The organism is Christensenella minuta, from assembly GCF_003628755.1.
GTDB classification, from domain to species: domain Bacteria; phylum Bacillota; class Clostridia; order Christensenellales; family Christensenellaceae; genus Christensenella; species Christensenella minuta.
Window position 1 is genome coordinate 1,159,827 of the sequence record NZ_CP029256.1, and the last position, 24,107, is coordinate 1,183,933.

At 52.2% G+C, this 24,107-nt stretch carries 21 protein-coding genes; 5 read left to right on the forward strand and 16 right to left on the reverse strand.

Going from position 1 to position 24,107, the window contains the following annotated elements; translation table 11 throughout:
- Nucleotides 1–2 precede the first annotated feature (2 nt).
- From B1H56_RS05550 to pepV, 8 genes are all read right to left on the reverse strand, one after another.
- Nucleotides 3–1,451, reverse strand: coding sequence for an FGGY-family carbohydrate kinase (locus B1H56_RS05550; protein ID WP_066518028.1), 1,449 nt, complete (start codon nt 1,449–1,451; stop codon nt 3–5).
- 44 nt (nt 1,452–1,495) lie between these two features.
- Nucleotides 1,496–2,890: an L-arabinose isomerase family protein gene (locus tag B1H56_RS05555; RefSeq protein WP_066518019.1), complete on the reverse strand. Its 1,395-nt coding sequence runs from the start codon at nt 2,888–2,890 to the stop codon at nt 1,496–1,498.
- 65 nt (nt 2,891–2,955) lie between these two features.
- Nucleotides 2,956–4,008, reverse strand: coding sequence for a substrate-binding domain-containing protein (locus tag B1H56_RS05560; protein ID WP_066518017.1), 1,053 nt, complete (start codon nt 4,006–4,008; stop codon nt 2,956–2,958).
- Nucleotides 4,009–4,056: 48 nt separating this feature from the next.
- On the reverse strand, nt 4,057–5,547 hold the full coding sequence (locus tag B1H56_RS05565) for a sugar ABC transporter ATP-binding protein (protein WP_066518015.1): 1,491 nt from the start codon (nt 5,545–5,547) through the stop codon (nt 4,057–4,059).
- 13 nt (nt 5,548–5,560) lie between these two features.
- On the reverse strand, nt 5,561–6,565 hold the full coding sequence (locus B1H56_RS05570) for an ABC transporter permease (protein ID WP_066518014.1): 1,005 nt from the start codon (nt 6,563–6,565) through the stop codon (nt 5,561–5,563).
- 147 nt (nt 6,566–6,712) lie between these two features.
- Complete coding sequence (locus B1H56_RS05575; RefSeq protein WP_066518011.1) at nt 6,713–7,765, reverse strand: LacI family DNA-binding transcriptional regulator; 1,053 nt, start codon at nt 7,763–7,765, stop codon at nt 6,713–6,715.
- A gap of 641 nt (nt 7,766–8,406) precedes the next feature.
- A complete protein-coding gene (locus tag B1H56_RS05580; protein WP_082771129.1) occupies nt 8,407–10,197 on the reverse strand; it encodes an alanine--tRNA ligase in 1,791 nt (596 codons plus the stop codon).
- A 27-nt stretch (nt 10,198–10,224) separates the two neighbouring features.
- Nucleotides 10,225–11,607, reverse strand: coding sequence for a dipeptidase PepV (gene pepV, locus B1H56_RS05585; RefSeq protein WP_066518009.1), 1,383 nt, complete (start codon nt 11,605–11,607; stop codon nt 10,225–10,227).
- Nucleotides 11,608–11,780: 173 nt separating this feature from the next.
- On the opposite strand from pepV, the gene B1H56_RS05590 reads away from it, so the two are divergent.
- From B1H56_RS05590 to B1H56_RS05615, 5 genes are all read left to right on the forward strand, one after another.
- Entirely contained in the window at nt 11,781–12,545 is a 765-nt protein-coding gene (locus B1H56_RS05590; protein WP_066518007.1) for a JAB domain-containing protein, read from the forward strand.
- Nucleotides 12,546–12,640: 95 nt separating this feature from the next.
- Entirely contained in the window at nt 12,641–13,096 is a 456-nt protein-coding gene (locus B1H56_RS05595; RefSeq protein ID WP_066518004.1) for a GNAT family N-acetyltransferase, read from the forward strand.
- Between the two features lie 373 nt (nt 13,097–13,469).
- Nucleotides 13,470–13,838 (forward strand): GntR family transcriptional regulator, encoded by a 369-nt coding sequence (locus B1H56_RS05605; RefSeq protein ID WP_066517996.1) that lies wholly within the window; start codon nt 13,470–13,472, stop codon nt 13,836–13,838.
- Nucleotides 13,835–14,674 carry an ATP-binding cassette domain-containing protein gene (locus B1H56_RS05610; protein ID WP_066517993.1) on the forward strand — a complete coding sequence of 280 codons (840 nt, stop codon included), beginning with the start codon at nt 13,835–13,837 and terminating at the stop codon, nt 14,672–14,674. Before B1H56_RS05605 ends, B1H56_RS05610 begins: the two co-directional genes overlap by 4 nt.
- Nucleotides 14,675–14,692: 18 nt before the next feature.
- Nucleotides 14,693–15,403, forward strand: coding sequence for a hypothetical protein (locus B1H56_RS05615; protein ID WP_066517991.1), 711 nt, complete (start codon nt 14,693–14,695; stop codon nt 15,401–15,403).
- 46 nt (nt 15,404–15,449) lie between these two features.
- Here B1H56_RS05615 and B1H56_RS05620 read toward each other — a convergent pair whose 3' ends face one another.
- The 8 genes from B1H56_RS05620 to B1H56_RS05655 all read right to left on the reverse strand — a co-directional run bounded on the left by B1H56_RS05620 (nt 15,450) and on the right by B1H56_RS05655 (nt 24,055).
- A complete protein-coding gene (locus B1H56_RS05620; protein ID WP_066517980.1) occupies nt 15,450–17,555 on the reverse strand; it encodes a sensor domain-containing phosphodiesterase in 2,106 nt (701 codons plus the stop codon).
- 318 nt (nt 17,556–17,873) lie between these two features.
- Entirely contained in the window at nt 17,874–18,470 is a 597-nt protein-coding gene (locus tag B1H56_RS05625) for a TatD family nuclease-associated radical SAM protein (protein ID WP_066517978.1), read from the reverse strand.
- 51 nt (nt 18,471–18,521) lie between these two features.
- Nucleotides 18,522–19,283 carry a TatD family hydrolase gene (locus B1H56_RS05630; protein WP_066519208.1) on the reverse strand — a complete coding sequence of 254 codons (762 nt, stop codon included), beginning with the start codon at nt 19,281–19,283 and terminating at the stop codon, nt 18,522–18,524.
- 4 nt (nt 19,284–19,287) lie between these two features.
- Entirely contained in the window at nt 19,288–21,219 is a 1,932-nt protein-coding gene (metG, locus tag B1H56_RS05635; protein ID WP_066519207.1) for a methionine--tRNA ligase, read from the reverse strand.
- A gap of 153 nt (nt 21,220–21,372) precedes the next feature.
- Nucleotides 21,373–22,089: a 2-phosphosulfolactate phosphatase gene (locus B1H56_RS05640; protein ID WP_066517976.1), complete on the reverse strand. Its 717-nt coding sequence runs from the start codon at nt 22,087–22,089 to the stop codon at nt 21,373–21,375.
- Between the two features lie 126 nt (nt 22,090–22,215).
- Nucleotides 22,216–23,166, reverse strand: coding sequence for a 16S rRNA (cytidine(1402)-2'-O)-methyltransferase (rsmI, locus tag B1H56_RS05645; protein ID WP_082771127.1), 951 nt, complete (start codon nt 23,164–23,166; stop codon nt 22,216–22,218).
- On the reverse strand, nt 23,063–23,785 hold the full coding sequence (locus B1H56_RS05650) for a tRNA1(Val) (adenine(37)-N6)-methyltransferase (RefSeq protein ID WP_066517971.1): 723 nt from the start codon (nt 23,783–23,785) through the stop codon (nt 23,063–23,065). Before B1H56_RS05650 ends, rsmI begins: the two co-directional genes overlap by 104 nt.
- A gap of 99 nt (nt 23,786–23,884) precedes the next feature.
- A complete protein-coding gene (locus tag B1H56_RS05655; RefSeq protein WP_066517968.1) occupies nt 23,885–24,055 on the reverse strand; it encodes a 4Fe-4S ferredoxin in 171 nt (56 codons plus the stop codon).
- Between the last annotated feature and the right edge of the window lie 52 nt (nt 24,056–24,107).

Genomic DNA, 24,107 nt, shown 5'->3' on the forward strand with positions numbered 1-24,107 from the left:
CCCTACCGGTAAAAACGCTCGATGCAGTCCCACATTTTCATATACCTGTTATATTTTCCGTCATAGTACGCGGCTTCTTCCGCGGCAGCCGGTTCCACCCTGTCCGTACGCACCATTGCCCCGGCCGCCGTTTTATAATCCGGGTAGAAGCCTGCGCCCACCGCGGCAATCATCGCCGCCCCAAGCGCACAGGTGTCCGGCTCGCGCATCTGCCTGATGGGAATATCCGTTACAGCGGCAATGATCCTTTTCCATATGCCGCTCTTGGCAGCGCCGCCCATGATTTTAAGGCTGCGTACCGGACAGCCGTTCCGCTCAAAATCGGCAAGCGTCCGTTTTAACCCAAACGAGACTCCTTCCATGATCGCTTTTGCGAAATCAAACTTCCCGTTTGAAAGGTCAAAACCGGTAAAAGTTCCTTTCGCTGCTGGCTGCCAAACAGGATAATTTGCCCCGGCAAGGTAGGGATAAAAGAACAGGTCGTTTTTCTCCGCGTAACACTCCTCCACACCCCGGTTAACCGCATCGAAACCCTCATTTAGGAAGCGGTTTTTGTACCATTGCAACGACGCGCCCGAGCACGCCAGCGACGCAATCGAGCCATACAGTCCCTTTATGGGATGTATACCCGGCGCAATAAAGGTGTCCGTAAAAAGGGGCCTGCGCGTGATGCCCATCACGACCCATGTGGTCCCAGTGGAAAGCAGCATATCCCCGGCGCTGGTCGCGCCCGCGCCGATCGACGCACAGTATTGATCATGCCCCCCATTATAAACAGGCGTACCTTCGGGAAGTCCTATTTCTTCCGCAGCCCCGCGCCGTAGCCCACCGAGGAAGGCGCCCGTGGGAAGTATTTCCGGCAACTCGCTCCGCCGTATGCCCGCCACCTGCAAAATGGTGTCGTCCCAATCGTTTTTCCGGATGTTGAACAACTGGCGCATCGCAGCGTTCGTTGGATCGGCCGCTGCCCTCCCGGTAAGGAACCAATTCACATATTCGAGGGTCGTCAGATACCTTTCGCCGACATATCCCTCTTTTTTCATACGCGGCACCTTTGCAGCATCAAATGCAGGGTTCAGCTTCCAACCGGTTGTCTGGTAGAAATACGCCTCTCCAAGCTGATTTTCCAGCCGTTTCGTTTCTTCCTGCGCACGCCCGTCCATCCACGTCCAAGCCATGCCAAGCGGACGAAACCGCTCATCCACAGCGACTGTGCTGCCGCCCTGCGTGGAAAGGGAGATTGCCTCCACCCGCGCTTCTCCAATGGCACGAACGCATTCCTTCACCGCAAAGGCGCTCGCCCGAATCCATTCGTCCGCGTCCTGTTCCACTTGCCTTCCTTCCCCAAGAAGCGCATAGCCGCTGTAGCCCTTTGCGAGAATTCTCCCATCCCCGGAAACCGCTATGGCCTTTGCCCCTGTCGTCCCGATATCAATTCCAATGACAGGCATTTCCGATCCCCCCTTAGTTGTAAGCCAAGACGCTCACTTTCTCTTTACAGTATGATCGTCTCTATTCCGCAGTATTCCGCAAAATATCCAAGGGCCTCCGCTGTTTCACCATATGCGATCACGTTATGGTGCGTGCCGCCGTTTTTACTGTACTCTTCCAGGAAATTCCCTAGCTCGCCTTCCGGCTTGAACCACCCGTTCACAGCTTCCCCTAGCTTATTTTCCCCATTGATGCGAATCATTTCTCCCGCTTTGATAAGAAGCAGGAACCTTCCGTTTTCAAGCGGCGCAAGGTTCACAAGGACCGCTTTCCCGCCTTTCATGGTGCTGTAAGCCACCGTCGGGTTTTCCGCATCCGTAAATTCAAATTTTTTTTCTGTCAGGAATGGTTTCCCTGAAGCGACATTGTAATTGAATTCGCCCATGTGGCTCATAAATACGCTACCGTTTTTCCAATCCGGGCAGAACATCTCCGAAAAGGTCACACAGGGGTTCGCACTGAGCAGCGCGCCCACCAGTCCCGCCGTAATCACGTCGCCTTCCCCAGCATAGCCGACACCTGCAGTCATTGCCTTGCAGCACTCCACAAACGGCATAACCGGAAGCCCCGGCCGGGAGCCTGCTGTTGCAAGGAAATTGATCGTGAATGCCGACAGCCCTTCGTCCCGCACCCATTCCCGCACGCCCAGCCCAGTCCTCGCCGACCGGTCGTAAACTTCCCTTTCAAGGCCTTTATCGACCTCAAAATCCTGCCTGTCCTTCTCAAATTCTGCGTCAATCTGGGCCTGGGATATTTCCTGCATGCGCTTCGCCCCCCGCTCCCAGTCGTACCGCACGGCCTCAATTCCCAAACGGTCGCGCATCTCACGTTCCTGCACCTGAAAATCTCCCATGCCTTCAAATGGTTCCCCGATGATGCCTACCCGGGCCGTTTTGAACCTTTTGGCCGCTTTTGCCATATCTGCCGCTTTTTTGATGCGGGCGATCACATCCGAATGTTCGATATGTCCCGCGAACACCGAATATACCTTATTATTGCGTTTTAGAAGATTGCACATATCCTGTACGCCGTGTATGCCGTGATTGAGCATGATCTGTGCTTCGTCCGTAGACTGGTCGAAACAATAGCTCGGCGTCGTATCCAATATCAAGATCGGACAGTCCACGCTTTTCAGCGCGTCCTCCGATTCCAGCGACGGGGAATAGGCAAGGTGCAGCGTAACGACCGCATCAACGCCTGCATCGGTAAATGCCTGTACCGCGCTTTGAAATTCTTTTTTTGTCCTGCACACACTGCTTGTATGCACGGTAAGTTGCGCGCCCTCAAGCGCCCTGGCCACTTTTTTATGGAATTCGTCGATCTGCGGGCGCATCTGCGGCACCGTCTTGTCGTACAGCTCCACATAAAGCGGCAGCAGCCCTATTCTGGTATCCTTCATAACGTTTCCTCATTGCGGGCATACGGCCGTTTCCCGTATGCCCGCCATCTCATACAAATTTTGTGTTAAGCTGTCGTCTGGTACTCGTATTTCTTTTCAAACTGTTCTACATTGTCCTGTGTGATGATGATCGACCCGGAATCCACGTTCGGCGGAATAGGATTGATCCCTGCGCCGAGATAATCTTCCACGACTTTGAAGTTCCCGTTCACATAGTCGTGTAGCCATTTAGTCGCGATGTAGCCTTCCACATAGGAGTTCTGCGCGAAGGAGGCCGCAATCTCGCCGTTCTTGATTAGTTCCAGCGTCGCCGCATCCCTGTCCCTGCATACGATTGTCACCTTGCCGCTGAGCCCCGCCTCGCGTACGGCCGTCGCCGCGCCTACGCCGGATACCGCATCTACGCCAACGATACCCACTGCGTCGGGGTTCGCCTGCAGCGCCGTGCCTATCGCCGTCGGCGCGATGGTTGAATCCGCCTTATCGTCCACTTCTACCACCTTGATGTCCGGATATTCAGCCAAAGCTGCAAGGCAACCGTTTTGGTTGTCTTCCGCAGATTTCTGTCCGAGGGAAAGTGAATTTGCAACGATTACCGTTCCTTTTCCGCCGACGCGCTCAGCAAGCTCCTTGCCCATGTTGTAACCGTTGTTATACGGTTCGCAGCCGATGAAGGAAAGCCTATTTGATGTGACGTCGGAATTGACGATAATTACGGGCACGCCTGCCGCGATCGCCGCGTCTACCGAAGGGCCGGTTTCTTCAAACTGCCCGTGTAGGATAATACCCGTAACACCCTTTGCAACCGCCTGGTCAATCGCTTCCGCCGTTTTATCCGGCTGCGCCTCCTGCGGCCCCGCAAAATACCATTTTGCACCCGTCTCCGTACACGCGTCGTTCACGCCAGCTTTAAGCGCATCAAAGAATTCGAGCTGGTTGAGGCTCATGATGACGGCATATTCCTCGTCCGCCCCGCTTGCGGCACCGCTGGCCGCCGCGCCGCTCTCGCCTGTACCCTCGCTGGATGTGGCGGTCCCGCCGTTTGCACAGCCCGCCAAGACCAGCATTGCCATGATAAGACACATTGCAGCCAAGCCTATTGTCTTTTTCCGTTTCATAATCATTTCCTCCTTATTTTTTATATCTTAGGAAAATAGTTCTCCTTCCTAGGAAAGCCCTGATACCAGCTTCATGATAGATTCCTCGCCGGCTTCCTTATTGTCCAGTATGCCCGTAATTTTTCCTTCAAACATACATACGATCTTGTCACACGAGGCAAGCAGCTCCGACATTTCCGACGACACCAGTATGATTGCCTTGCCGTCCACCGCCATCTTGCGAAGCAGCGCATGGATTTCCGCCTTCGCACCTACGTCCACGCCGCGGGTCGGTTCGTCGATCATGATAATATCCGGGTTCGTGGTCATCCACATTGCCAGCAACACCTTTTGCTGATTGCCGCCCGAAAGATCCATCACGTTCTGGTTTATGCCACTGATTTTGATGGACATCGCATCCACATACTTTTCTGTATTTTTCCTGATGTCCTGGTATTGCACTATTCCATTTTTGCTGAATCGCTCCGTGCTTGCCGCCACGATATTGCTGTTTACGCTCAGTCCCAGAAACAGCCCCAGTATTTTACGTTCCTTGGTGATATACGCCATTTTGCATTTTTTTGCTTCCATTGGATTTTTAATCGTGCGTTTTTTTCCTTCTACCTCAATTTCCCCACTTTCCGCCCGGCAGCATCCAAACAGCGTTTCCAGGAGCTCCGTCCTGCCCGAGCCTTCCAGCCCGGCAATTCCAAGTATTTCGCCTTTATGGAGCTCAAGATCGACATCCCTTACCATTTTCCCCCTATTCAGCTTGCTGGCGCGGAGTATCACTCCTCCGATTTCGCTGGTCCCTACTTTGTAATCGTATTCCACGTCGCGCCCGACCATATACCGCACCAGCTCTTCCTTAGTGGTCTGCGGCGTTTTTTCAAAGGTAGTTACGTGCTCCCCATCCTTTAATACGGTGATCTCATCCGCAAGGTATAATACTTCGTCCAGCTTGTGCGAAATATAAATGACCGTAACCCCGCGGGACTTGATGTCCGCGATGATCTCAAACAGCTTTTTCGTTTCCGTTTCCGTGAGGGCTGAGGTCGGCTCGTCAAGGATTACAATATCCGCGTTTTTGGAAACGATCCCCGCGATTTCGCACATCTGCTGCGCTCCCAAACTCAGGCTGCTCATCGTACCCTTCTCACTGATATGCGTAAGCCCGATGTTATCGAGGATTTCCCGTGCCTGCGCATACATTTTGTCGTAATTAATCATGCCGTGTTTTTGGGGAAGCCCGTGCGAAAGTATGTTGCTGGCAACATCCAGGTGCATAAAGTTGTTCAGCTCCTGGTATACGATGCCGATGCCAAGCTCTGTCGCCACGATCGGATTTGCAATGTCCGCCTTTTTACCATCGACAAATATTTCGCCCGAGTCCGCACGCTGCGCGCCGGACAGTATCTTCATCAGCGTTGATTTCCCAGCGCCGTTTTCCCCGATAAGCGCATGCACGCTTCCCTTTTTAATCGCAAAGCTCACGCCTTTCAGAGCCTGCACACCGGCGAACCCCTTTTTTATGTCTTTCAGTTCGATTGCATTTGCCATAAGATCACCACCCCTATGCGTGCGCCTTTGCACGCCGCCGCTTGTTGATTTGGTCGATACCGACCGACAGTACCAGAATCGCGCCGATGATAACCTCCGAATAGTTCGGATTGATCCCCGTCAGCACCAGCGCGTTGCTTATGATTTGCATCAGCAGTACACCCATACCGATCCCGATCATCGATCCTTCGCCTCCGTCCATTGAAAGACCGCCCACGAGGAGCGCAACTACGATACGGAATTCAAGGCCTGAGCCGATCGTCTGGCTTGCGGTGCCGAGCCTCGAAACCAGTACCATTCCCGCAAAGGCCGCCAGGATACCCGTAATCATGTAGGAGACATAAGTAAACTTCGTGATGTTGATGCCCGCAAGGCGTGCGGAATCTTTATTACTGCCAATAAAATAGGCATTGTGAAAAAAGTTGACCTTTTTCAGCACAAATATTCCCACAGCGAACACCGCGAGCATATAAATGATGCTGATCGGTACGCTCACTCCAAAGAAATTAAATTCAGTGCGGCCGAGCGCGAAAAAGTCCTGTGGGAAATTGGCAATGGCATTTGCTGCAATTACCTTTTGCAATCCTTTATAGGCCATCCATGTGCCAAGCGTGGCCACAAGGGGAGTGACATGAAGGTGGCAGATCATGACCGCGTTGATAATTCCCAGCACGGCGCCTATAAGGAGCGCCGCTACGATCCCCGCCACCGCGTTTCCCGTTGCGTTGATAATCATGCCGCCGAGCACGCTGGCCAGCCCCATTGTGGAGCCGACAGAGAAGTCGATATTTCCCGCAATCAGCGATATGCCCATTGGTACGGCTATAATCAGGTCGGACGTCATTCCCAGAAGCAGCACTCTGACGTTTGCCGGATTGGCAAAATCCCTTGTTGTAACCGAGAGCAATACGATAATCGCCAGCAATAAAACCGCCAGTGTGAATTCCCTTGCCTCCATACATTTTTTAAAACCGCTTTTTTTGATCTGTAATGTGCTTTCTGCTCCTTGCCTGCTCATGTTTCCTTTTTCTATGGCTGTCGGTCCTGCGCCATACTCCCCTTTCTTATAATTTGTTGGGCAGTCCTATTTGTACCGCCCCTATATTCATTTATGCACTCGAGTGCATTTTTTGTTTGAAAAGTTTCACTCTCGCTGTATTTTTTACTATAGAGATTGTCCGTTAAAGCATTCGCTCGTGAGAATTGATAAATCCGTATGAATGATCTTTTTTATCGGCTGTTCGTTGTTATAGAGATATTTAAACATGGTTTCCAAGGCCGCATACGAGAAAAGCTTGGGCTTCTGGTCGATGATTACGTCGATATATTCCTGTTTCATCAACTCAATCGCCTCCGCCGAGAGGTCGAACCCGACGAGCCGCATTCCTTTTTTCTTTGCTTCGCGTATCATCTCGCCAATCAAATAGGTATTTGCATCCGTACAAAAGACGCCTGAAAAATCGTCGTTTTCTTTTAAAAATTTATAAACGGTATCTACGTAAAGATCGGAATCGTCCGGTATTGAAAGCTCTGAAATAGTGATCTTGGGGCAATGCTCCTGGAGGTAGTCGGTGAAACCGTGCTTGCGGTAAATTGTCTGCATATGCTCGATCGTCTGCATCACTACGCAAACCTTGCCCTGTTTGCCAATGTAATTGGCGAGAAGCTGCCCGCCGATGCGTCCGGCCCTGTATGCGTCCGGCCCCACATAGCAGATACGGTCGCTTGCCGGGGCGTCCGCCCCGAATGTGATTACAGGCTTGCCGCTGATGGTAAGCTCGTGGATAATTTCGTTGAGCTTTGTTGTGTTTGTCGGCTGCAGGATTATCCCGTCGATATCTTCCCTGCCGCGCAGCGACTCCAATACCTGATGCTGGTATTTCCACCCCTTTATGGGAATTTCAGATATTTCTACCGATAACCCAAAGTCCTTAAACTCTTCCGCAAACTGTAAAAATCCTTCTTTGATTTCCGGAAAATATGTTTTTGTCACCTTTGAATAAACAATGGCGATCTTTATGCTTTTTTGCTGTGCCAACGCGCTTGCAAGACGGTTTTTTTTATAATTCAGCTCATTTGCAGCCTGAAGCACCGCATCGCGGGTTTTCTCCCGGACGCTCGTATCGCCGTTCATTACCTTTTTTACCGTTCTCAACGCATAACCAGAACGAAGTGCAACATCCTTAAGCGTTGCGGCAGGCTTGTTAAGTTCACTCATATCTGACCACCCATAATTTCAGTTTATTTAAATTGCACTCGTGGGTATTTTTGTGTCTAGCTTACCACCCCAAGTTCTATCTGTCAATAACTTTTTTTTAAATCAATTTTTCGTGGAAGAAAACCTAATCGCCGAGGTGCAACGATTGCGAACGGAGAACGCATACTGGGCTTTGGTTTTGGAAGACGGGCGATACCGGCGCAAATTCGGGCAAAAGTTGTATTTGCCGCCTATTCCGGATTGGGACAGCGGCGATATTGTTAGCTATATTTTTAGGGCAGGCCGGTTGGCAGCGCCAGCACAGGTAATAACAAGGAATACTTAAGGGAAGGGTGTCCGCCGAAGAACGAACCGTAAATGGAATTGCCTGGACAGCGCTGTGACAGAAAACTTCTTTGGTACGCTCATCGTTATATTTTCAGGAGCTTGAATCCGGGGAACATTTTACATTGGAGCTACTCCCCGTCTATCCCTATTATTGTAATAACCGCCGTATCAAGGCAAAGCTAAAGGGCTTGCCGCCTGCTGTTCACAGACTGCAAGCCCTCCCGCCTGCTTAATTCATTTCTTGCCTGACTTTTTGGGGCAGTTCATTTCGGTGAAGCCGGTCTTTTGCTGTTTTTAAAATATGCCGCCTGCCATTAATCCAGCACAGCCTTGATCCTGCGTACTCCCGCGCTGCTGCTCTGTTCTTTCTTGATCTTGAAATGCCCAAGCTCCGCCGTATTTTTCGCGTGAGGGCCGCCGCAAATCTCCTTGGAATAACCGGGGATCGTATATACCTTCACAAGATCGCCATATTTGGAGTCAAACACGCCCATTGCTCCTTGCTGTTTCGCTTCTTCAACAGACATTTCCTCTTCGATTACGTCAAGCCCCGCGGCGATTGCCTCGTTGACATACGCTTCCAGTTGATCGAGTTCATCCCGCTCTACCTTACGCGGAAAGTTGAAATCGAAGCGCAGGCGTTCCGCCGTGATATTAGAGCCCTTCTGCACGATATCTTCGCTTAACAGCTTGCGCAGCGCCGCATTCAGAAGATGGGTCGCCGTATGCAGGCGCGCCGTTTGCTCACTGGTGTCCGCGAGGCCGCCCTTGAAGCGCTGTTCCGCCCCCGCATGGGAAAGCTCCTGGTGATGCTCAAACGCTTTGTCGAACCCTTCCTTATCCACCTTGAGGCCGCGTTCCGCAGCCAGCTCAAGTGTGAACTCGATCGGGAACCCGAACGTATCGTACAGCCGGAAAGCGCTCTTCCCATCGATGGTGTCGCCTTCAAGGCGCTCCACCGTTTTTTCAAACTCCTTCAAGCCCTGCGTGATCGTCTTCTGGAAGCGCTCTTCTTCCTTGGCGATCTCCGCCAGTATTTTATTTTCATTGAACCTCAGTTCCTCATACGCATGCGCGTATTTGTCGATGACGACTTTCGCGATTGCGGGCAGGCTTCCTTCCGCAATCCCCAGTTTCCCCGAAAAACGGATCGCCCGGCGCAGGAGCCTGCGCAGCACATAGCCCTGGTCCACATTGGAAGGGGTAATGCCGCGTTCGTCGCCGATCATGAAGGTCGCGCAGCGCACATGGTCCGCCACGATACGGAACGCTTTCCGCGTATCTTCGTCCGCGCCTTCGTATTTCTTTCCGGACAGTTCCTCGATCTTGGCAATAATGGGGGCAAACACATCCGTTTCATAAACGGAACCTTTTCCCTGCAGAATCGCGATCGTGCGGTCTAGCCCCATGCCCGTATCCACGTTTTTCTGTTCAAGCGGCACATAGGTCCCGTCTGCCTGTTTATTATATTCCATGAATACGTCGTTCCATATCTCGAGATATTTCCCGCAGCCGCATGCCGGGCTGCAATCCGGCCCGCAGGCAGGCTTTCCCGTGTCGATGAACATCTCAGTATCCGGCCCGCACGGTCCTGTGATACCGGCCGGTCCCCACCAGTTGTTTTCCTTAGGCAGGAAGAAGATATGGTCTTCCGCTACGCCGAGGGAGCGCCACGTGTCATATGCCACCGTATCGCGCGGAGCGTCCTCATCTCCGGCAAAGCAACTGAAATACAGTTTATCCTTATCGATTCCGAGATATTTCTCATCCGTCAGGAACTCAAAGCTCCAAGTGATTGCCTCTTTTTTAAAATAATCGCCAAGGGACCAGTTGCCCAGCATTTCAAAAAACGTACAATGGCTTTCGTCGCCCACTTCGTCGATATCCCCGGTGCGCACACACTTTTGTACATCCGTGAGCCGCGTTCCCGCCGGATGGGTTTCCCCCAGCAGGTAAGGAACGAGCGGGTGCATTCCCGCCGTTGTAAAGAGCACTGTCGGATCATTTTCCGGGATCAGCGACGCGCTCTTTATGACCGCGTGTCCCTTGCTCTTGAAAAAATCCAGATACATTTGCCTTAGTTCGTCACTTGTCAAGCACTTCATCCATAAAACTCCTCTGTCGTCTATTCTCTATTTGCACAGCACTAAAATAGCGTTGGCAATGATATCCGCCGTTTTCAGCAGCGAATCGATTTCAATATATTCGTCAGCCTGATGCTCCGTCCCCTGCTGGCCGGGAAACAGCGCCCCAAAAGCGACGGAATTCGGGAAGGCCCGCGCATAGGTCGCGCCGCCCATCGTCATGCAATAGGCTTTTTCTCCCGTTACTTCCTCATATGCCTGTTTGAGCCCCACCACAAGCGGAGAATCTTCCGGCACATAGTGCGGCGGACGCGAGAACATTTCCTCGATCGAAAGCCCCTTCATCCTGCTGCGGACCGCAGAAAGCACCGTCTCTTTTTCCGTATGGATCGGGTAACGAATATCGATCCCCGCTTCCACGCCTTCCCCCGTCGTTCTAAAATACCCGAGGTTCAGAGAAAGCGCGCCCGATTCATCGCTCGCGGCGATCCCGAGATGCGTTCCGTCCGTCTGCATACCGATATATTCCGCAAGCTCGTAGACCGCATCGGAAACCGCATTCTTTTTCAGCGGCAGCGTATTCAAAAACAGGATCATAAACGCAAGCGCGTTCCTGCCTTCCTCCGGCTTTGAGCCGTGGGCGGAAACGCCGTGCGCCGTAAGGACGAGTCCATCCGCGGCTTCCTCCGCGGCGATCTTTACCGGGGAATCTTCATTGAACAGGTCCATCATCTGCCAGACCGCTTTGGTATTGCCTGAAATTTTGCAGGTACACACCGCGGGCACTACGTTCACGCGCTCACCCGCCTGCAGGGATTCCACGGTAAGGCCGTCTCCCCCCTCTCCGGGATATGCCTTTTTTACCGCCCGAAGCTGCAGCAGCCCCTTCTCGGCATTGATAATGGGAAATTCCGCATCCGGCGAAATAGCCATATTGGGGATTTCGCCCCCGTTTGCCTTGTAAAAATCCATATCCGACCATCCGCTCTCTTCGTCACAGCCGAAAATAATTCGTACGCGTTTATTGAGGCTGATGCAGTTTTCCTTGATTGCGGAAAGCGCAAACAGGGCTGCGACCGCCGGGCCTTTATCATCGATGGCACCGCGGCCATAAACGCGCCCGTCCTTTACCGTTCCCGCAAAGGGCGGCACCGTCCAGCCGTCTCCCGCAGGCACTACGTCAAGGTGCGTCACAATACCAAACAGTTCATCCCCATCCCCATATTCCACATACCCAAGATGGGAATAAAAATTCACACTGTCAAAGTCGAGCTTCTCTGCAATGCCAAGCGTTTTGATGAGCGCGTCAAACACGCCTTTCCCATAGGGCATATTTCCCTGTGGGGCGCTTTTCACGCTCTCAATGGAAAGTATTTTACACAGGGCTTCTGTCATTTCATCCCTGCGCGGTGCCAGTGAAAACTCGAGCATTGGTTTTTTCTCCTTTGCCTGTCATTGCCGCATCTAAATAAGCATTATATATTATAACAGATTTCCCGGCGGATATATACCGTTTTTTTGTTTTTTAACCGCGTTTTCCGCAGGACAAGGAATCGCACCGGTGCGCGGCGAATTAATACTTTAGAGATTCTATTCCCAGCGAGGTGATCGGTATTTCGATCCACGACGGACATCGTGAACGGCTGAAAAACCGTTTTTTAAAACACGGGCTTGATTCCTTCGAGGAGCACGAGGCGCTTGAGCTCCTGCTTTTTTACGCCCTGCCCCGCCGCGATACCAACGCGCTCGCGCACGAGCTTTTGGCCCGCTTCGGAAGCCTTCGGAACGTATTCGACGCGGACCCGGCGGACCTGTCGCGAATCAGCGGGATCGGTGAAAGTGCGGCGGCGCTGATAAAACTGCAATCGGAGCTGGCCCGGAAATACTGGCTTAAAGACCGCGAGGCACAATCCGCCCTCTCCTCGGTCCGGGCCGCGGTCGATTACGCAGGCCTGCTGTTCCGGGGGAAAACAAAGGAAGAATTCTATATCGTATGCCTCGATTCCCGCTTCCGTATCCGGCACACTGAGTTACTTGCGCGCGGAAGCTCCACCGAAGTCCCCGTTTATGTGCGGCAGATTATGGAGGTTGTGGTACGCACGGGTGCGGAAACAATATTGCTTGCGCATAACCATCCCGGCGGCAGCGCGCAGCCAAGCCAAAAGGATATTGCCCTCACCCGGCAGGCCGCCCTGGCGATGGACACTGTTTCCGTTCCCCTCCTCGACCATATTATCATCGGTGAAAAAAACGCTTTCAGTTTTTCCGAAAAAGCGTCCGTTCCTAAAAGCGCACCGGGAAGCCCCTGCGAGGCGGAATATTCCGGCAGTCCCCGCAGGGAGCCTCCGCCGGACAAAGCGGACGAATAAGACGCTGCTCTTGCAATATATGAGGTTTTTGGGTATAATTCTTTTGTATCAGAGAATTTTAATGTGCAATCTGTGCGCAAACCGGAGGAGAAAAAATGGCGATTGAATATTTTCATATAAAAGAACGGGATTTTGATTTGGTGGAACAGCTCATCCAGATCGAAAATTCTTCCTACGACAGCGGCGCGCTCGACGTTTTCGACCTGATCGCGATGCTGCGCCATGCGCGCGTGTATGTTGCAGTGGAATACGATGAAATACTCGGCGCGGTTTATTTTATGCGCAACTTTGACAATCCGGACAAAGTATTCCTGCACAGCATCAACATCATCGATCCGCAGGCTTACCCGAACCTCGGCACATCCCTCCTCAATATCGCGTTCGCCGATATGCGCGCATTCGGCATCCGGCTCGTCGAAGTCAACGTCGATCCCTCCAATTACCGTGCGCTCAAAATTTACCGGGAACAGTTGGGGTTCGTTGCGAGCGACAGCATGCAGAGCGAAATTTTGGGCGGTGAAGAAATCCTGATGCTGCAAAAAGAACTGTAAGCGATCCAAAAAAGCCGCTGTCATGCGGCTTTTTTTAAGCGCTGTGGTTTGGCGATGCTTTTAAAATGCCCCATCGATAAATTCAGCGTTGTAAGTTATAATCAGCACGGCGCCCGCCTTTTTGATCCCCAGAGAGGCGGGCGCGCCAAAACAGTGATTGGCGGAATATTAATCACCATCACGCTTGGCATGGTCCTGCAGCCCAGACGGGCGCCGCAGTACCCCGCCCCGCCGCGGGGGGCTTTTTTTATGCTTTTGTCCGGCCGCCCTTCTTCCCGCTTTTCCTTTGTTTCGGCGTATCGAAATTTTACTTGACAAATCCCGTGTTATCTTTTATAGTTAATTACATAAGTAACTAACTAAGGAGGCGGCCATGAAAATCGATTTTGAAAGCGGCATCCCCATTTACCTCCAGATTGCGGACCAGATTGAGGACTCCATCCTTTCGGGTATGTTTCCGGAGGACACGCAGATTCCCTCCACTACGGAAATCTCCACGCTGTATAAGATCAATCCCGCAACGGTGCTGAAGGGCATGACGCTTCTTGTAGACGGCGGCATCCTCTATAAGCGGCGCGGAATCGGTATGTTCGTCCATGGGGGTGCGAAGGAAAAAATCCGCGCGAAGCGAAGGCGGTCTTTTTTTGACGACTATGTCTGCGCGCTTCTGGCGGAAGCGAAAAAACTGGAAATCAGCCCCGACGAGGTTATACGCATGATAACGGAAGGAGCAGCAAAATGATTGAAGCAAAAAATATCACCAAGAATTTCAGGCAGGTCTCCGCCCTGAAACGGCTCAACGTAAGCTTTGGCGGGAATCGCATCTACGGTCTTTTAGGTCGAAACGGCGCGGGCAAATCGACGCTTTTAAACCTGATTGCGAACCGCTTGATTCCTTCGGAGGGATTTGTATATGTGGACGGTATGCCTGTCATGGAAAATGACACGGCGCTGGGACGCATCTCTTATATGAGCGAAGACACCCTATACGAGCCCTCCGTACGGGTACGGAGGATGTTTGAATGGTCGAAACTCTTCCATCCGGAATTTGACCTTGCCTATTCGGACACGCTCGCGGAAAAATTCGGTCTCGATCCGCGTAAAAAATTCGGCCAGCTTTCCACGGGATACCGCTCCATCGCCAAGCTGATCGCGACGCTTGCCTCGGGAGCGGAATACCTTTTGTTCGATGAACCGGTTTTGGGGCTGGATGCAAACCACCGCCAACTGTTTTACCAGGAGCTTCTCATGCGTTACGCGGAAAAGCCCTGCACGGTTATCCTGTCCACCCACCTGATCGAAGAGGTATCGGCGCTCATTGAGCATGTAGTTATTATTAAAGACGGCAGCATTCTCCTTGACCGGCCTGCCGAAGAAATCCGTAGTATGGGATTCACAGTATCCGGCAGGAAGGAAGACGTCCTCGCCTGGTGCACCGGCAAAAATATACTGGGCAGCCAGGAGCTCGGCGGGCTTATGCTGGCACATATTCTCGGGGAGCCCGGCGGAATTCCTGAGCCCCTCACGGTGACGCCGCTCGATTTGCAGCAGCTGTTCATCCACCTGACGAACGCATAAGAAAGCGAGGAACGCAAAATGAAAATCAAACAAATGACTTTATGGCAATTAAAAGCGAATTTACCTGCATTTCTGACGTTTTATGGAATCATCCTTGCGCTGTCCGTCACCCTGACGATCGTTTTCTTCTCCCTATCCTCGGCAGGCGGCGTCGGCACTTTCAATTTCGGGGCTGCGGCGATCGGCGCCTTTTTTCTCTTCGTCGTCGGATGCTCCTCTTTCGCGGAAAATATCCATATTGCGTTTGCAAACGGCGTTTCCCGCAGGACGCATTTCCTGAGCTTCCTGATTTTTTCGGTGCTTGCCAGCGCGGTGACAGCAATATTCGGGGTCGCGGCAGACGCAGTCCCCAGCCTGTCTCCCGCGACGTGGGTGCCCTTATTCAGCGACGGGCTTGGAATTCAGTTCCTGTTCTTCTTTGCGCTCAACATGGCCCTGATGGCTCTGGGATATTTTATTGCCGGCGCCTATTACCGGATGAATAAAGCAGCAAGGTGGATCGTGTCCCTGTGCGTTCCCGCTGCCCTGATCGTCCTTGCGGTTTTTACCGTGAACGCAGCCGGGACTCCCGGCCAGCCGCTTTCTTCCTTCGCGCAGGTCTTCATATGGATGTCGTCGAGCCTGATAAACGCATTCCTGTTCTGGTTCATCTTTGCGGCGGTCTTCTTCCTGTTCGGCTGGCTGGTCACCAGGCGGGCAGGCGTCAGGCAGCAGCAGTCTGCGGCATAAAAACAAAAGGCGGACGGGAGCTTCCCATCCGCCTTTTTATTGCCGTTTATACCCGGGTAAGCAGCTTCTGGTATTCCTCCTCCGGCATCGGCCTGCCAAACAGGAAACCCTGCGCGCCCGTGCACTTCAAGTTTTGCACGATCTGGAACTGCTCCTCTGTTTCAACGCCTTCCACGATGAACCGGATCCCCGTTTCCGTGCAAAACTGGACCATTGAACCGATCAGGCTGCACGTCTTTTTCTGTTCTCCGATATTTATAAGCATACTCTTATCAAGCTTGAGCGTATCGATATCGACATTCTTCAGCAGGGCAAGGTTCGCATATTTCACGCCGAAATCATCAATGGAAACGGAAAATCCGGCCCGCTTGATCTCGCGGATGATCCATTCCATATAATCCCCGTCCACGTCCTCAACACTTTCAGTGATCTCGATTTCAATCATCTCTTTGGAAATATCGTGCTTTTCCCAAGTCTCACTGATCTTTTCGATAAAATCCTTTTCAAGCAGCGTATACCTCGAAAAATTCACAGATACGGGCGGAACCCGATAACCTTTTTTTAACCAGCCGGAAACAATCCCGCAGGTCTTATCCAGCACAAACAAATCGATATGGTTTACCAAGCGCGCATTTTCGAGAACCGGTATAAAGTAATCCGGCGGCTCAATCTTGCCGCTGTGGCTCCGGTACCGGACAAGCGCCTCCGCCCCGATCAGGCTACGGTCGCCTACGCTGACCTTCGGCTGGAAATAAACCAGAAACCGGTTTTCCTTCAACGCACGCATCAGCGCGTCTCCTTTTTCCAGTCCGAGCGTATCGTCGACATAATAGCGGTAGCGCCCTGTGGTCTGATGATTGTGGTAAAACTTCTTTTTATTTTCATACATAAGCTCGTCGGCTTCCATCACAAGCCTGCGTACGTCAATAGCGCCCTCCGCCCATTTGCTGCCCACCGAAGCGTTGCAGTCCCGACTTAAAAGGAACGCGTTTTTAAGCTCGAATACGCTGCGTTCAAATTCTTCTTTTCCGCAATCCGGGCAGCATACCACAAATTCGTCGCCTCCGATCCGGTAGGCGTTTTCCTCGGGAAAGACCGTCCGTATCAGGTCGGCCGTTTTCTGCAGCAGATCGTCCCCCGCCGAATGCCCGCACCTGTCGTTTACCGTTTTCAAACCGTTTACGTCAAGATACACGATGCCCATAGTGTCGACGCCCCGCACTTGGAGTTTATCAATGTCGCGTATAAATTTGTGCCGGTTGCACAGCCCCGTCAGGACGTCCTGGAAGCTCAGTTTCTCAAGCAAAAAATTCGCATGTACCTTGTCGATACTCGACGCCAGGAAGTAGCCCAATGTTTCCAGCACCGGCTCGATACGGTTGCTTGGCTCCGCCTGCGGATTGTCTACGCCGATATATCCCATCAGCTTCCCATTCAGATTCAGCGGCGCAGCCACCAGGCTTTTGATCGCCTGTTCCTTCAGTGGTTCATATTCCTGGGGATATTGGTATTTTATTTTTTCAATATCGTCAATATAGATACAGCGATTCTTCCGGAAAACCTCTACCCAGCGGTCGATGATCGACACCGGCATGTTTTTCAAATTCTCCATTTGCGGTATGACGGAAGGCGCGCACCATTCATAGGTGTTGCTCATCTGTTCGCCCGCAATTTCAAAAATATAGACGCGGTCTGCGTCGAGCGCGGTTCCGATCCGCTCCATAATGCAGCCTACCGCTTCATTGATATGTCTCATTTCGTGCAGTATTTTAACACAGGAGAGAATCAAGTCCTCCGTCTCAAGTGCGTTTTCCAGCTTGAGGCGCTGCTTTTCTTTATCCGTGACGTCAAGGGCAACTTCCATGCGCGCCATTTTCCCCTGCCACGAGATCAATTTATCTTTGACCAGATAATGCCTGTGGGCGATTGGATTGCTATGATACCAGACATAAAATTTATCCTGTGACAGTTTTCCGTTTGTACAAAATTCACAGGGCGCGTCTTTCCCCTGCAATACCCTATAACATTTTTTCCCGGAAATATCGGAAACGCCGAACATCTCCTGCCCCGGCTTATTCAGGTATAATAATTCATATGTCTCAGGATCACTGATATAGAGCAGCTCTGAAATCTCGTCAATCAGGTCAAACATGCAATTTTCCTTTTCCCGGGCAATTAACAGGCCCGTTCCGGCCTCTCGAAGGCAGGTTATGCTCTTATTTTGATTGTTCTCAATGCAGTTAACCATTATTATACTACCGATATTTCCAAAAGTATACTTTTGAATACTTGTATTATTTTGTGTTTCGGTTATAATGGGATGAGTAGAAAGTCTCTGTTTTAAAGGCACGCGGCCACTGGACCGGATAAGAAACGGCCGTACGCTAAAGTATACCTTTGAAATCCGTTTTTTTTAAAAAAACTCCGTCCAAACCGGAACGGAGTTTTTTCTTCGGCAACTTCGCAGCATCTAAGCGATATAATGACGCACCCGGAAGTCCGCACCGATATCCTCCGCGATCCTGCGGCAGGTTTCGATATCCTCCGGGCTGATTACATCCACTACCGAAAGCGTTGTCTTAATGCCGTATTTGACGCAATCCCGGGCAAAATTGAGCATATAACGAAATCCGTCCTCCCCGTAGCGGCTGTGCACCACGCGCTCATATTTCTTCGCATCCGCCTCATTAAGGCTGATGGAAACTTCGTCAATCAGCCCTACAAGCTCCTTTGCAATATCGCGGCCGTGATAGACGCTCGCATGTCCGTTGGTGTTGATGCGCGTATGGCCGCCGTAATTTTTCACATAAGCGGCAATTTCCTTTAATTCGTCAATTTTGATCGTCGGTTCCCCATAGCCGCAAAATACGACGTCGGTCTTATCCTTTTCAAGCAGGTCTATAATATCCTGCGCCGACGGTTCCTTCTCCATCCAAAGCTCGTATCCGGCGACCCCTTTTTCCGTCCTGCGCACGCAGAACTCGCAATCATTTGTGCATTTGTTCGTCAGATTGATATAATTTCTGTCCCCGATCCTGTAAATATATGTATCCAAACCGTTTCCCATTTCCGCACGCGCAAAGCGCGCACTGTTTTTCTTCCCTTCCTACGATAAACATTATGCAAGCCCGAAAAACCGTTTTGCATTTTCTTCTGTTATGCGGATGATTTCCTCCGTCGGAATTCCCCTTACTTCCGCGAGTTTTTCCGCCACATACCTCACATAGGCCGGTTCGTTTCTTTTACCCCGGAACGGAACGGGCGTCATATAGGGACAGTCCGTTTCCACCAGCAAACGGTCGAGCGGGACGGCCTGTGCCGCCTCCACCGTTTTCCGGGCGTTTTTAAAAGTCAGCGCGCCGCCAAACGCGATATAGAAGCCCATCTTCACAAGCTCCTTTGCAGTTTCCACGCTTCCCGAAAAGCAGTGCATCTCTCCCCGCACACCCGGATATTTTCTCAGTATCTCCATCGTATCAGCCGTCGCCTCGCGGCTGTGCACCACGATCGGCACATCCACATCCAGCGCAAGCCGTATCTGCTTTTCAAACACCTCTTTTTGCTTTTCCCGCGGCGAAAAATCATAATGATAATCAAGCCCGATCTCTCCTGCCGCAACGACTTTAGGCTCTTGCAGCAGAGTCCGCAGCTCATCTTCCGTACGTCCGTCCCATTCGCTCGCGCTGTGCGGATGAAGCCCTACCGCCGCATGCACGGTATGATGTTCCCGCGCAAGCGCCGCCGCATGGATACTGTTCTCAAGGTCGGAGGAGGCCTCTACCACGTTTCCCACTCCATGCCCGGTAAGCTGTGCAAGAACCGCTTCGCGGTCATCGTCAAACCGTTCATCCAGAAGATGGACGTGCGTATCAAAAAGCATTCCCTTATCCAACGGTCATTCCATCCTTTGCATCCGCAGTCACAAGCGCCACTTCCGGGTTATCGCCAACGGCGAGAATCATCCCTTCGGAAAGCGTACCGCGCAGCTTAGCGGGCTTCAGGTTGGCAACGATAACAACCGTCTTCCCAACCATTTCCTCCGCTGTGAAGCTCTCGCGAATCCCAGAAACGATAGTCCGTGTCTCTTGCCCGCACTTCACCGTCAATTTCAAAAGCTTATCCGATCCTTCAAGATTCTCGCATGCTGTTACAAGAGCGGTTTTCAGCTGTACCTTTTTAAAATCGCCGATCGTGATCTGTTCCGTTTCCGGTTCTTTTTCCTGCGCTTTTTCCGTTTGTGCCGCCGCCATCAGCTTATCGAGCTCCGCAAGCTCTTTTTCGATGTCGATACGAGGGAAGATCGCTTCCCCTTTTTCGACGCGCGTTCCCTCCGGGAGCCGTCCGTAGGCGCTGACGCTCTCCCAACTGGTAAGCTCCGGTTTCCGGTCCACGCCGAGCTGCCGTCTCATCTTTACGGCTGTCTGCGGCATAACGCTTTCGATAAGCACGCTTACAATGCGCAGCCCCTCCGCCAAGTGATACATTACACTTCCGAGGCGCTCCTTTTTCGTTTCGTCCTTCGCAAGCGCCCACGGCATCGTGATGTCGATATATTTATTCAGCATGCCGATATACTGCCAGATTTCCGTCAGGGCTTCAGACACCTTCCATTCGCTTACCAGCGCGTCCATCTTGCCGGGCAGCGCTTCGGCAATGGCGAGCAGCTCCCGGTCCTCAGGCTCCGTTTTACCCGCCCGCGGTACTTCCCCGCCAAAATATTTTCCGATCATAGCCACCGTGCGGGAAAGCAGGTTTCCGAGATCGTTCGCCAGATCGGCGTTGATCCGCGAAAGCAGCAACTCGTTCGAGAACATAAGGTCGCTGCCAAGCGGCGCTTCCCTCATCAGGAAATAACGGATCGCATCCACGCCGTAACGTCCGACGAGCACTACCGGGTCTACCACGTTGCCGCGGCTTTTGCTCATCTTCCCGCCCTGCAGGGTGAGCCATCCATGCCCGTAAACCCGCTTTGGAAGGGGCAGGCCAAGCGCCATCAGGATCGTCGGCCAGGTAATCGTGTGGAACCGTACGATTTCCTTTCCCACAAGATGCAGGTCCGCCGGCCAGTATTTGCGGAATTTGCTGTCGTCATCCGAAAGGTAGCCAAGGGCGGAAATGTAGTTTGACAGCGCGTCGATCCAAACATACATCACATGGTCCTTATCAAACGGAACCGGGATTCCCCATTTGAAGGAAGAGCGGGATACGCACAGGTCTTCCAGCCCCGGAAGCAGAAAGTTGTTAAGCATTTCATTCTTGCGGGATTCCGGCTGGATAAATTCGGGATGGTCTTTGATATATTGGATCAATTGATCCGCATATTTGGATGCACGGAAAAAATAACTTTCTTCCTTCACTTTATGCACCTCGCGTCCGCAGTCCGGGCATTTTCCGTCCACAAGCTGGCGGTCCGTCCAAAACGCCTCGCACGGCGTACAATACCAGCTCTCGTATTCGCTTTTATAGATATCGCCCTGGTCATAAAGCTTCTGGAATATCTTCTGTACGCATTCCTCGTGGCGCTTGTCGGTCGTGCGGATAAAATCGTCGTTTGTAATATCCATCAGCTTCCACAGTTCCTTGATCTGCGCCACCACGCCATCCACATATTCCTTGGGCGACATGCCTTTTTCCGTCGCAATCTTTTCGATCTTCTGGCCGTGCTCGTCCGTCCCCGTAAGGAACATCACGTCATATCCGGTCTGACGCTTGAAGCGCGCGATGCTGTCTGCGGCCGTCGTGCAGTACGCATGCCCGATATGAAGCTTGTCGCTGGGATAGTAAATTGGTGTGGTAATATAAAATTTTTCGCTCATTTCCATGGCTCCTTTTTTCAGCATAATTTTTATTATAGCTTTTTGCGGCGTTCTTTTCAATACGGCACCCTTTTCCATACGCGAAGACCGCAAGCCCGCGCATAGAAAAGGCACAGCCCTACAGGCTGTGCCCTGGAATCCATTCCGACCGGGTTATCCTTTGATGATAACTCCCTCCTGATATACCGGAACGACGTCGAACATATCCTCACGCGTGCAATACTCCAGATCGTCATACAGCTTAAGCTGCTTCAAGTATTCAAACTGCGTACTGCCTTCCAGCGCCCCGAGAATATCGTGGTTCGCGTCGTGGTACAATTTCAGGGCAACTCTTCCCATATCGTCAAGCTCAATGTCGCCGCCTATCTTCAGCATCCGGTCAAGGATGCAGCCCATCGCAATAATGTCGTCCATTGAGAATTTCCGCTTCGTCCCCGCGCAAACCAGAACGATATCGCTTCCGAGGGACACCGCCTTTTTCGCAACCGCCTGCGCGTTGATGAAGGTGCCGATCAGGACGTTGTCCGCAGCCGCCAGTTCTTTAACCGCAATGGAACCATTGGATGTGGAATACAAAATAACCATATCCTGTACAACGTTTTGCGTATACTCCAAAGGAGAATTCCCCAAATCGAAACCGCCCACCTTCTGGGCCGCGATTTCCCCGCACAAAAGAACATTGCCCTCCGAGATCTTTTTGATCGCGGCAGCTTCGTTTGCCTCTCCTGTGGGAACTACCCTGTCGCACCCGTTTGAAATTGCCGTAATGATGGTTGCGGACGCGCGAAGCGCATCTACCATTACAGCCGTCCTGTCTTGCAATTCATGGATTGGCAGGTCCCGGAAGACCGCCGAACATACTACTTTCATAATTACCCCTTGCCTATGTTGTCTGATGCCTCATTTTACTATATTTTTCATCAAAATACAAGTATGCCGCTCACGAAAATGCTTTTCTTATGCGATTTTCATGAAACCCACCTTTACGACGCCAGTTTATTCGCGTTTTCCACTTCCAAGCGCGATTCCGTAAACCCTGTTTTTGGGAAGTCCGTATTCCTTCGCCACCTCCGCGGCTGCAGATTTTTTTGTCATCCCGCTTTGCAGCCGTTTTTCCACCTCCTGCGCGATCCGTTGCTCCGAGAGCTTTTCCGTTTCGGCCGGCTGCGGATCAATCACTACGACAAATTCGCCTTTTATAGCCTCCCTGCCGCCAAGCTCCGCCCTTGCCTCTCCCGCTGTCATGCGCAGGCTTTCCTCGTGGAGCTTGGTAAGCTCGCGGCACACGCATACCCGCGTTTCCGCGCCGCATATATCGCACACATCCGCAAGCAGCTTTAAAATACGGTTAGGGCTTTCATAGACGACGCAAGGAATGCCCTTTTCCTGGATTTCCTCCAGTTCGCGCCGCCGCGCCGCCTGTTTGGGACTCAGAAATCCCCAAAACAAAAAACGGGAACAATCCATCCCGGAAAGCGTCACCGCCGTGACCGCAGCGCATGCTCCCGGTATGCTTTCAACTTCAATCCCCTTTTCGATGCACCGCCGTACAAGCTCGTATCCGGGATCGGAAATGACGGGCGTTCCGGCATCCGAAACAAGCGCCACTTTTTTTCCCACGGCCAAGAGGCCGAGTATTTCCTCAAAACGCGCTTCCCTGCTGTATTCGTGAAAGCTCACCAGTTTATTTTTGATCGCATAATGGTTAAGAAGTTTTACCGTCCGCCGGGTGTCCTCCGCCGCGACCACGTCCGCTTCCCTGAGCGCCTCAAGCGCACGCAGCGTAATATCCCCAAGGTTTCCGATCGGTGTCGCCACCAGCAGCAGTTTTCCAACATCCATTTTAAATCCCGTCCCGATGATATATTTTCCTAATCTCGTCCGTTTCGCTGCCGTCCCCGCGGTACACCACCAGCGGCGGGAGGACTTCGATCCCTTCGCTGCCATCCTTTACCGCTGAAATCAGCACCTGTGCCGCCGGCCTGTCTACAAAGCTGTGGACAAAACGCACCTCTTTTGGCTCCAGCCGGTTTTCACGCAGGGCCGCGAACAGTCCGGCGGCACGCGACGCCCGGTGGATGCAGGTGAATCGCCCGCCGGAACGCAAAAGCGCGCGCGCAGAAGCGCAAAGCGCCGGAAACGTAATGGCGGCCTCGAACCGCGCGAGCCGGTGGGATTCGGTTTTGCTGCCGATACCGGCATTTTCCTTTTCATAAGGAGGATTCGAGACCACGGCGTCAAATTCGCCCGTAAGCAGGCGGCGCGCCTCGCGGATATCCCCGTGGATAATTTCGATCCGGTCCGTAAGCCCGTTCCTTTCCACACTGCGCCGCGCAAGGCTGCAGAGGGCTTCCTGCAATTCGAGCGCCTGTACGGAAATATCCTCCCTGCGTCCATAAAGCAGCAAGGGAAGAATACCCGTCCCTGTCCCAAGATCCGCTACGCGGGCGTTCTTTTTCAGGCGCACAAAATCTGCCAGCAGGACCGCATCCGTCCCGAAACAAAACAATTCGGTATCCTGTATGATGGAAAGCCCCTTCAGTTGAAGATCGTCGATTCGTTCCATGGGTGTATTATACCATATCCTTCTGCCATACCGCGTAAAAACCGAAAAAAGAGACCCGCGGAATGCAGGTCTCTCCTGTTTCGTGTTGTCTACTTTCGCTTACGCCTCGGAAATCGCTTCCACAGGGCACGTAGCAGCACAAGCACCGCAATCGATGCACTCGTCGGCGTTGATCTGATACTGATCGCCTCCGTCGGAAATCGCGTTTACCGGGCAGTCTGCCGCGCAAGCTCCGCAAGAGATGCAAGCGTCCGAAATTTTGTATGCCATGTCCTTTCACCTCCATACTTAATACAACTCTATTCTACCCATCCACCCATAA

Coding starts and splice junctions, on each gene's coding strand:
- B1H56_RS05550 (WP_066518028.1), bottom strand. CDS start 1,451: ATGCCTGTCATTGGAATTGATATCGGGACGACAGGGGCAAAGGCCATA.
- B1H56_RS05555 (WP_066518019.1), bottom strand. CDS start 2,890: ATGAAGGATACCAGAATAGGGCTGCTGCCGCTTTATGTGGAGCTGTAC.
- B1H56_RS05560 (WP_066518017.1), bottom strand. CDS start 4,008: ATGAAACGGAAAAAGACAATAGGCTTGGCTGCAATGTGTCTTATCATG.
- B1H56_RS05565 (WP_066518015.1), bottom strand. CDS start 5,547: ATGGCAAATGCAATCGAACTGAAAGACATAAAAAAGGGGTTCGCCGGT.
- B1H56_RS05570 (WP_066518014.1), bottom strand. CDS start 6,565: ATGAGCAGGCAAGGAGCAGAAAGCACATTACAGATCAAAAAAAGCGGT.
- B1H56_RS05575 (WP_066518011.1), bottom strand. CDS start 7,765: ATGAGTGAACTTAACAAGCCTGCCGCAACGCTTAAGGATGTTGCACTT.
- B1H56_RS05580 (WP_082771129.1), bottom strand. CDS start 10,197: ATGAAGTGCTTGACAAGTGACGAACTAAGGCAAATGTATCTGGATTTT.
- pepV (WP_066518009.1), bottom strand. CDS start 11,607: ATGCTCGAGTTTTCACTGGCACCGCGCAGGGATGAAATGACAGAAGCC.
- B1H56_RS05595 (WP_066518004.1), top strand. CDS start 12,641: ATGGCGATTGAATATTTTCATATAAAAGAACGGGATTTTGATTTGGTG.
- B1H56_RS05605 (WP_066517996.1), top strand. CDS start 13,470: ATGAAAATCGATTTTGAAAGCGGCATCCCCATTTACCTCCAGATTGCG.
- B1H56_RS05610 (WP_066517993.1), top strand. CDS start 13,835: ATGATTGAAGCAAAAAATATCACCAAGAATTTCAGGCAGGTCTCCGCC.
- B1H56_RS05615 (WP_066517991.1), top strand. CDS start 14,693: ATGAAAATCAAACAAATGACTTTATGGCAATTAAAAGCGAATTTACCT.
- B1H56_RS05620 (WP_066517980.1), bottom strand. CDS start 17,555: ATGTTTGACCTGATTGACGAGATTTCAGAGCTGCTCTATATCAGTGAT.
- B1H56_RS05625 (WP_066517978.1), bottom strand. CDS start 18,470: ATGGGAAACGGTTTGGATACATATATTTACAGGATCGGGGACAGAAAT.
- B1H56_RS05630 (WP_066519208.1), bottom strand. CDS start 19,283: ATGCTTTTTGATACGCACGTCCATCTTCTGGATGAACGGTTTGACGAT.
- metG (WP_066519207.1), bottom strand. CDS start 21,219: ATGAGCGAAAAATTTTATATTACCACACCAATTTACTATCCCAGCGAC.
- B1H56_RS05640 (WP_066517976.1), bottom strand. CDS start 22,089: ATGAAAGTAGTATGTTCGGCGGTCTTCCGGGACCTGCCAATCCATGAA.
- rsmI (WP_082771127.1), bottom strand. CDS start 23,166: ATGGCAGCGAAGGGATCGAAGTCCTCCCGCCGCTGGTGGTGTACCGCG.
- B1H56_RS05650 (WP_066517971.1), bottom strand. CDS start 23,785: ATGGAACGAATCGACGATCTTCAACTGAAGGGGCTTTCCATCATACAG.
- B1H56_RS05655 (WP_066517968.1), bottom strand. CDS start 24,055: ATGGCATACAAAATTTCGGACGCTTGCATCTCTTGCGGAGCTTGCGCG.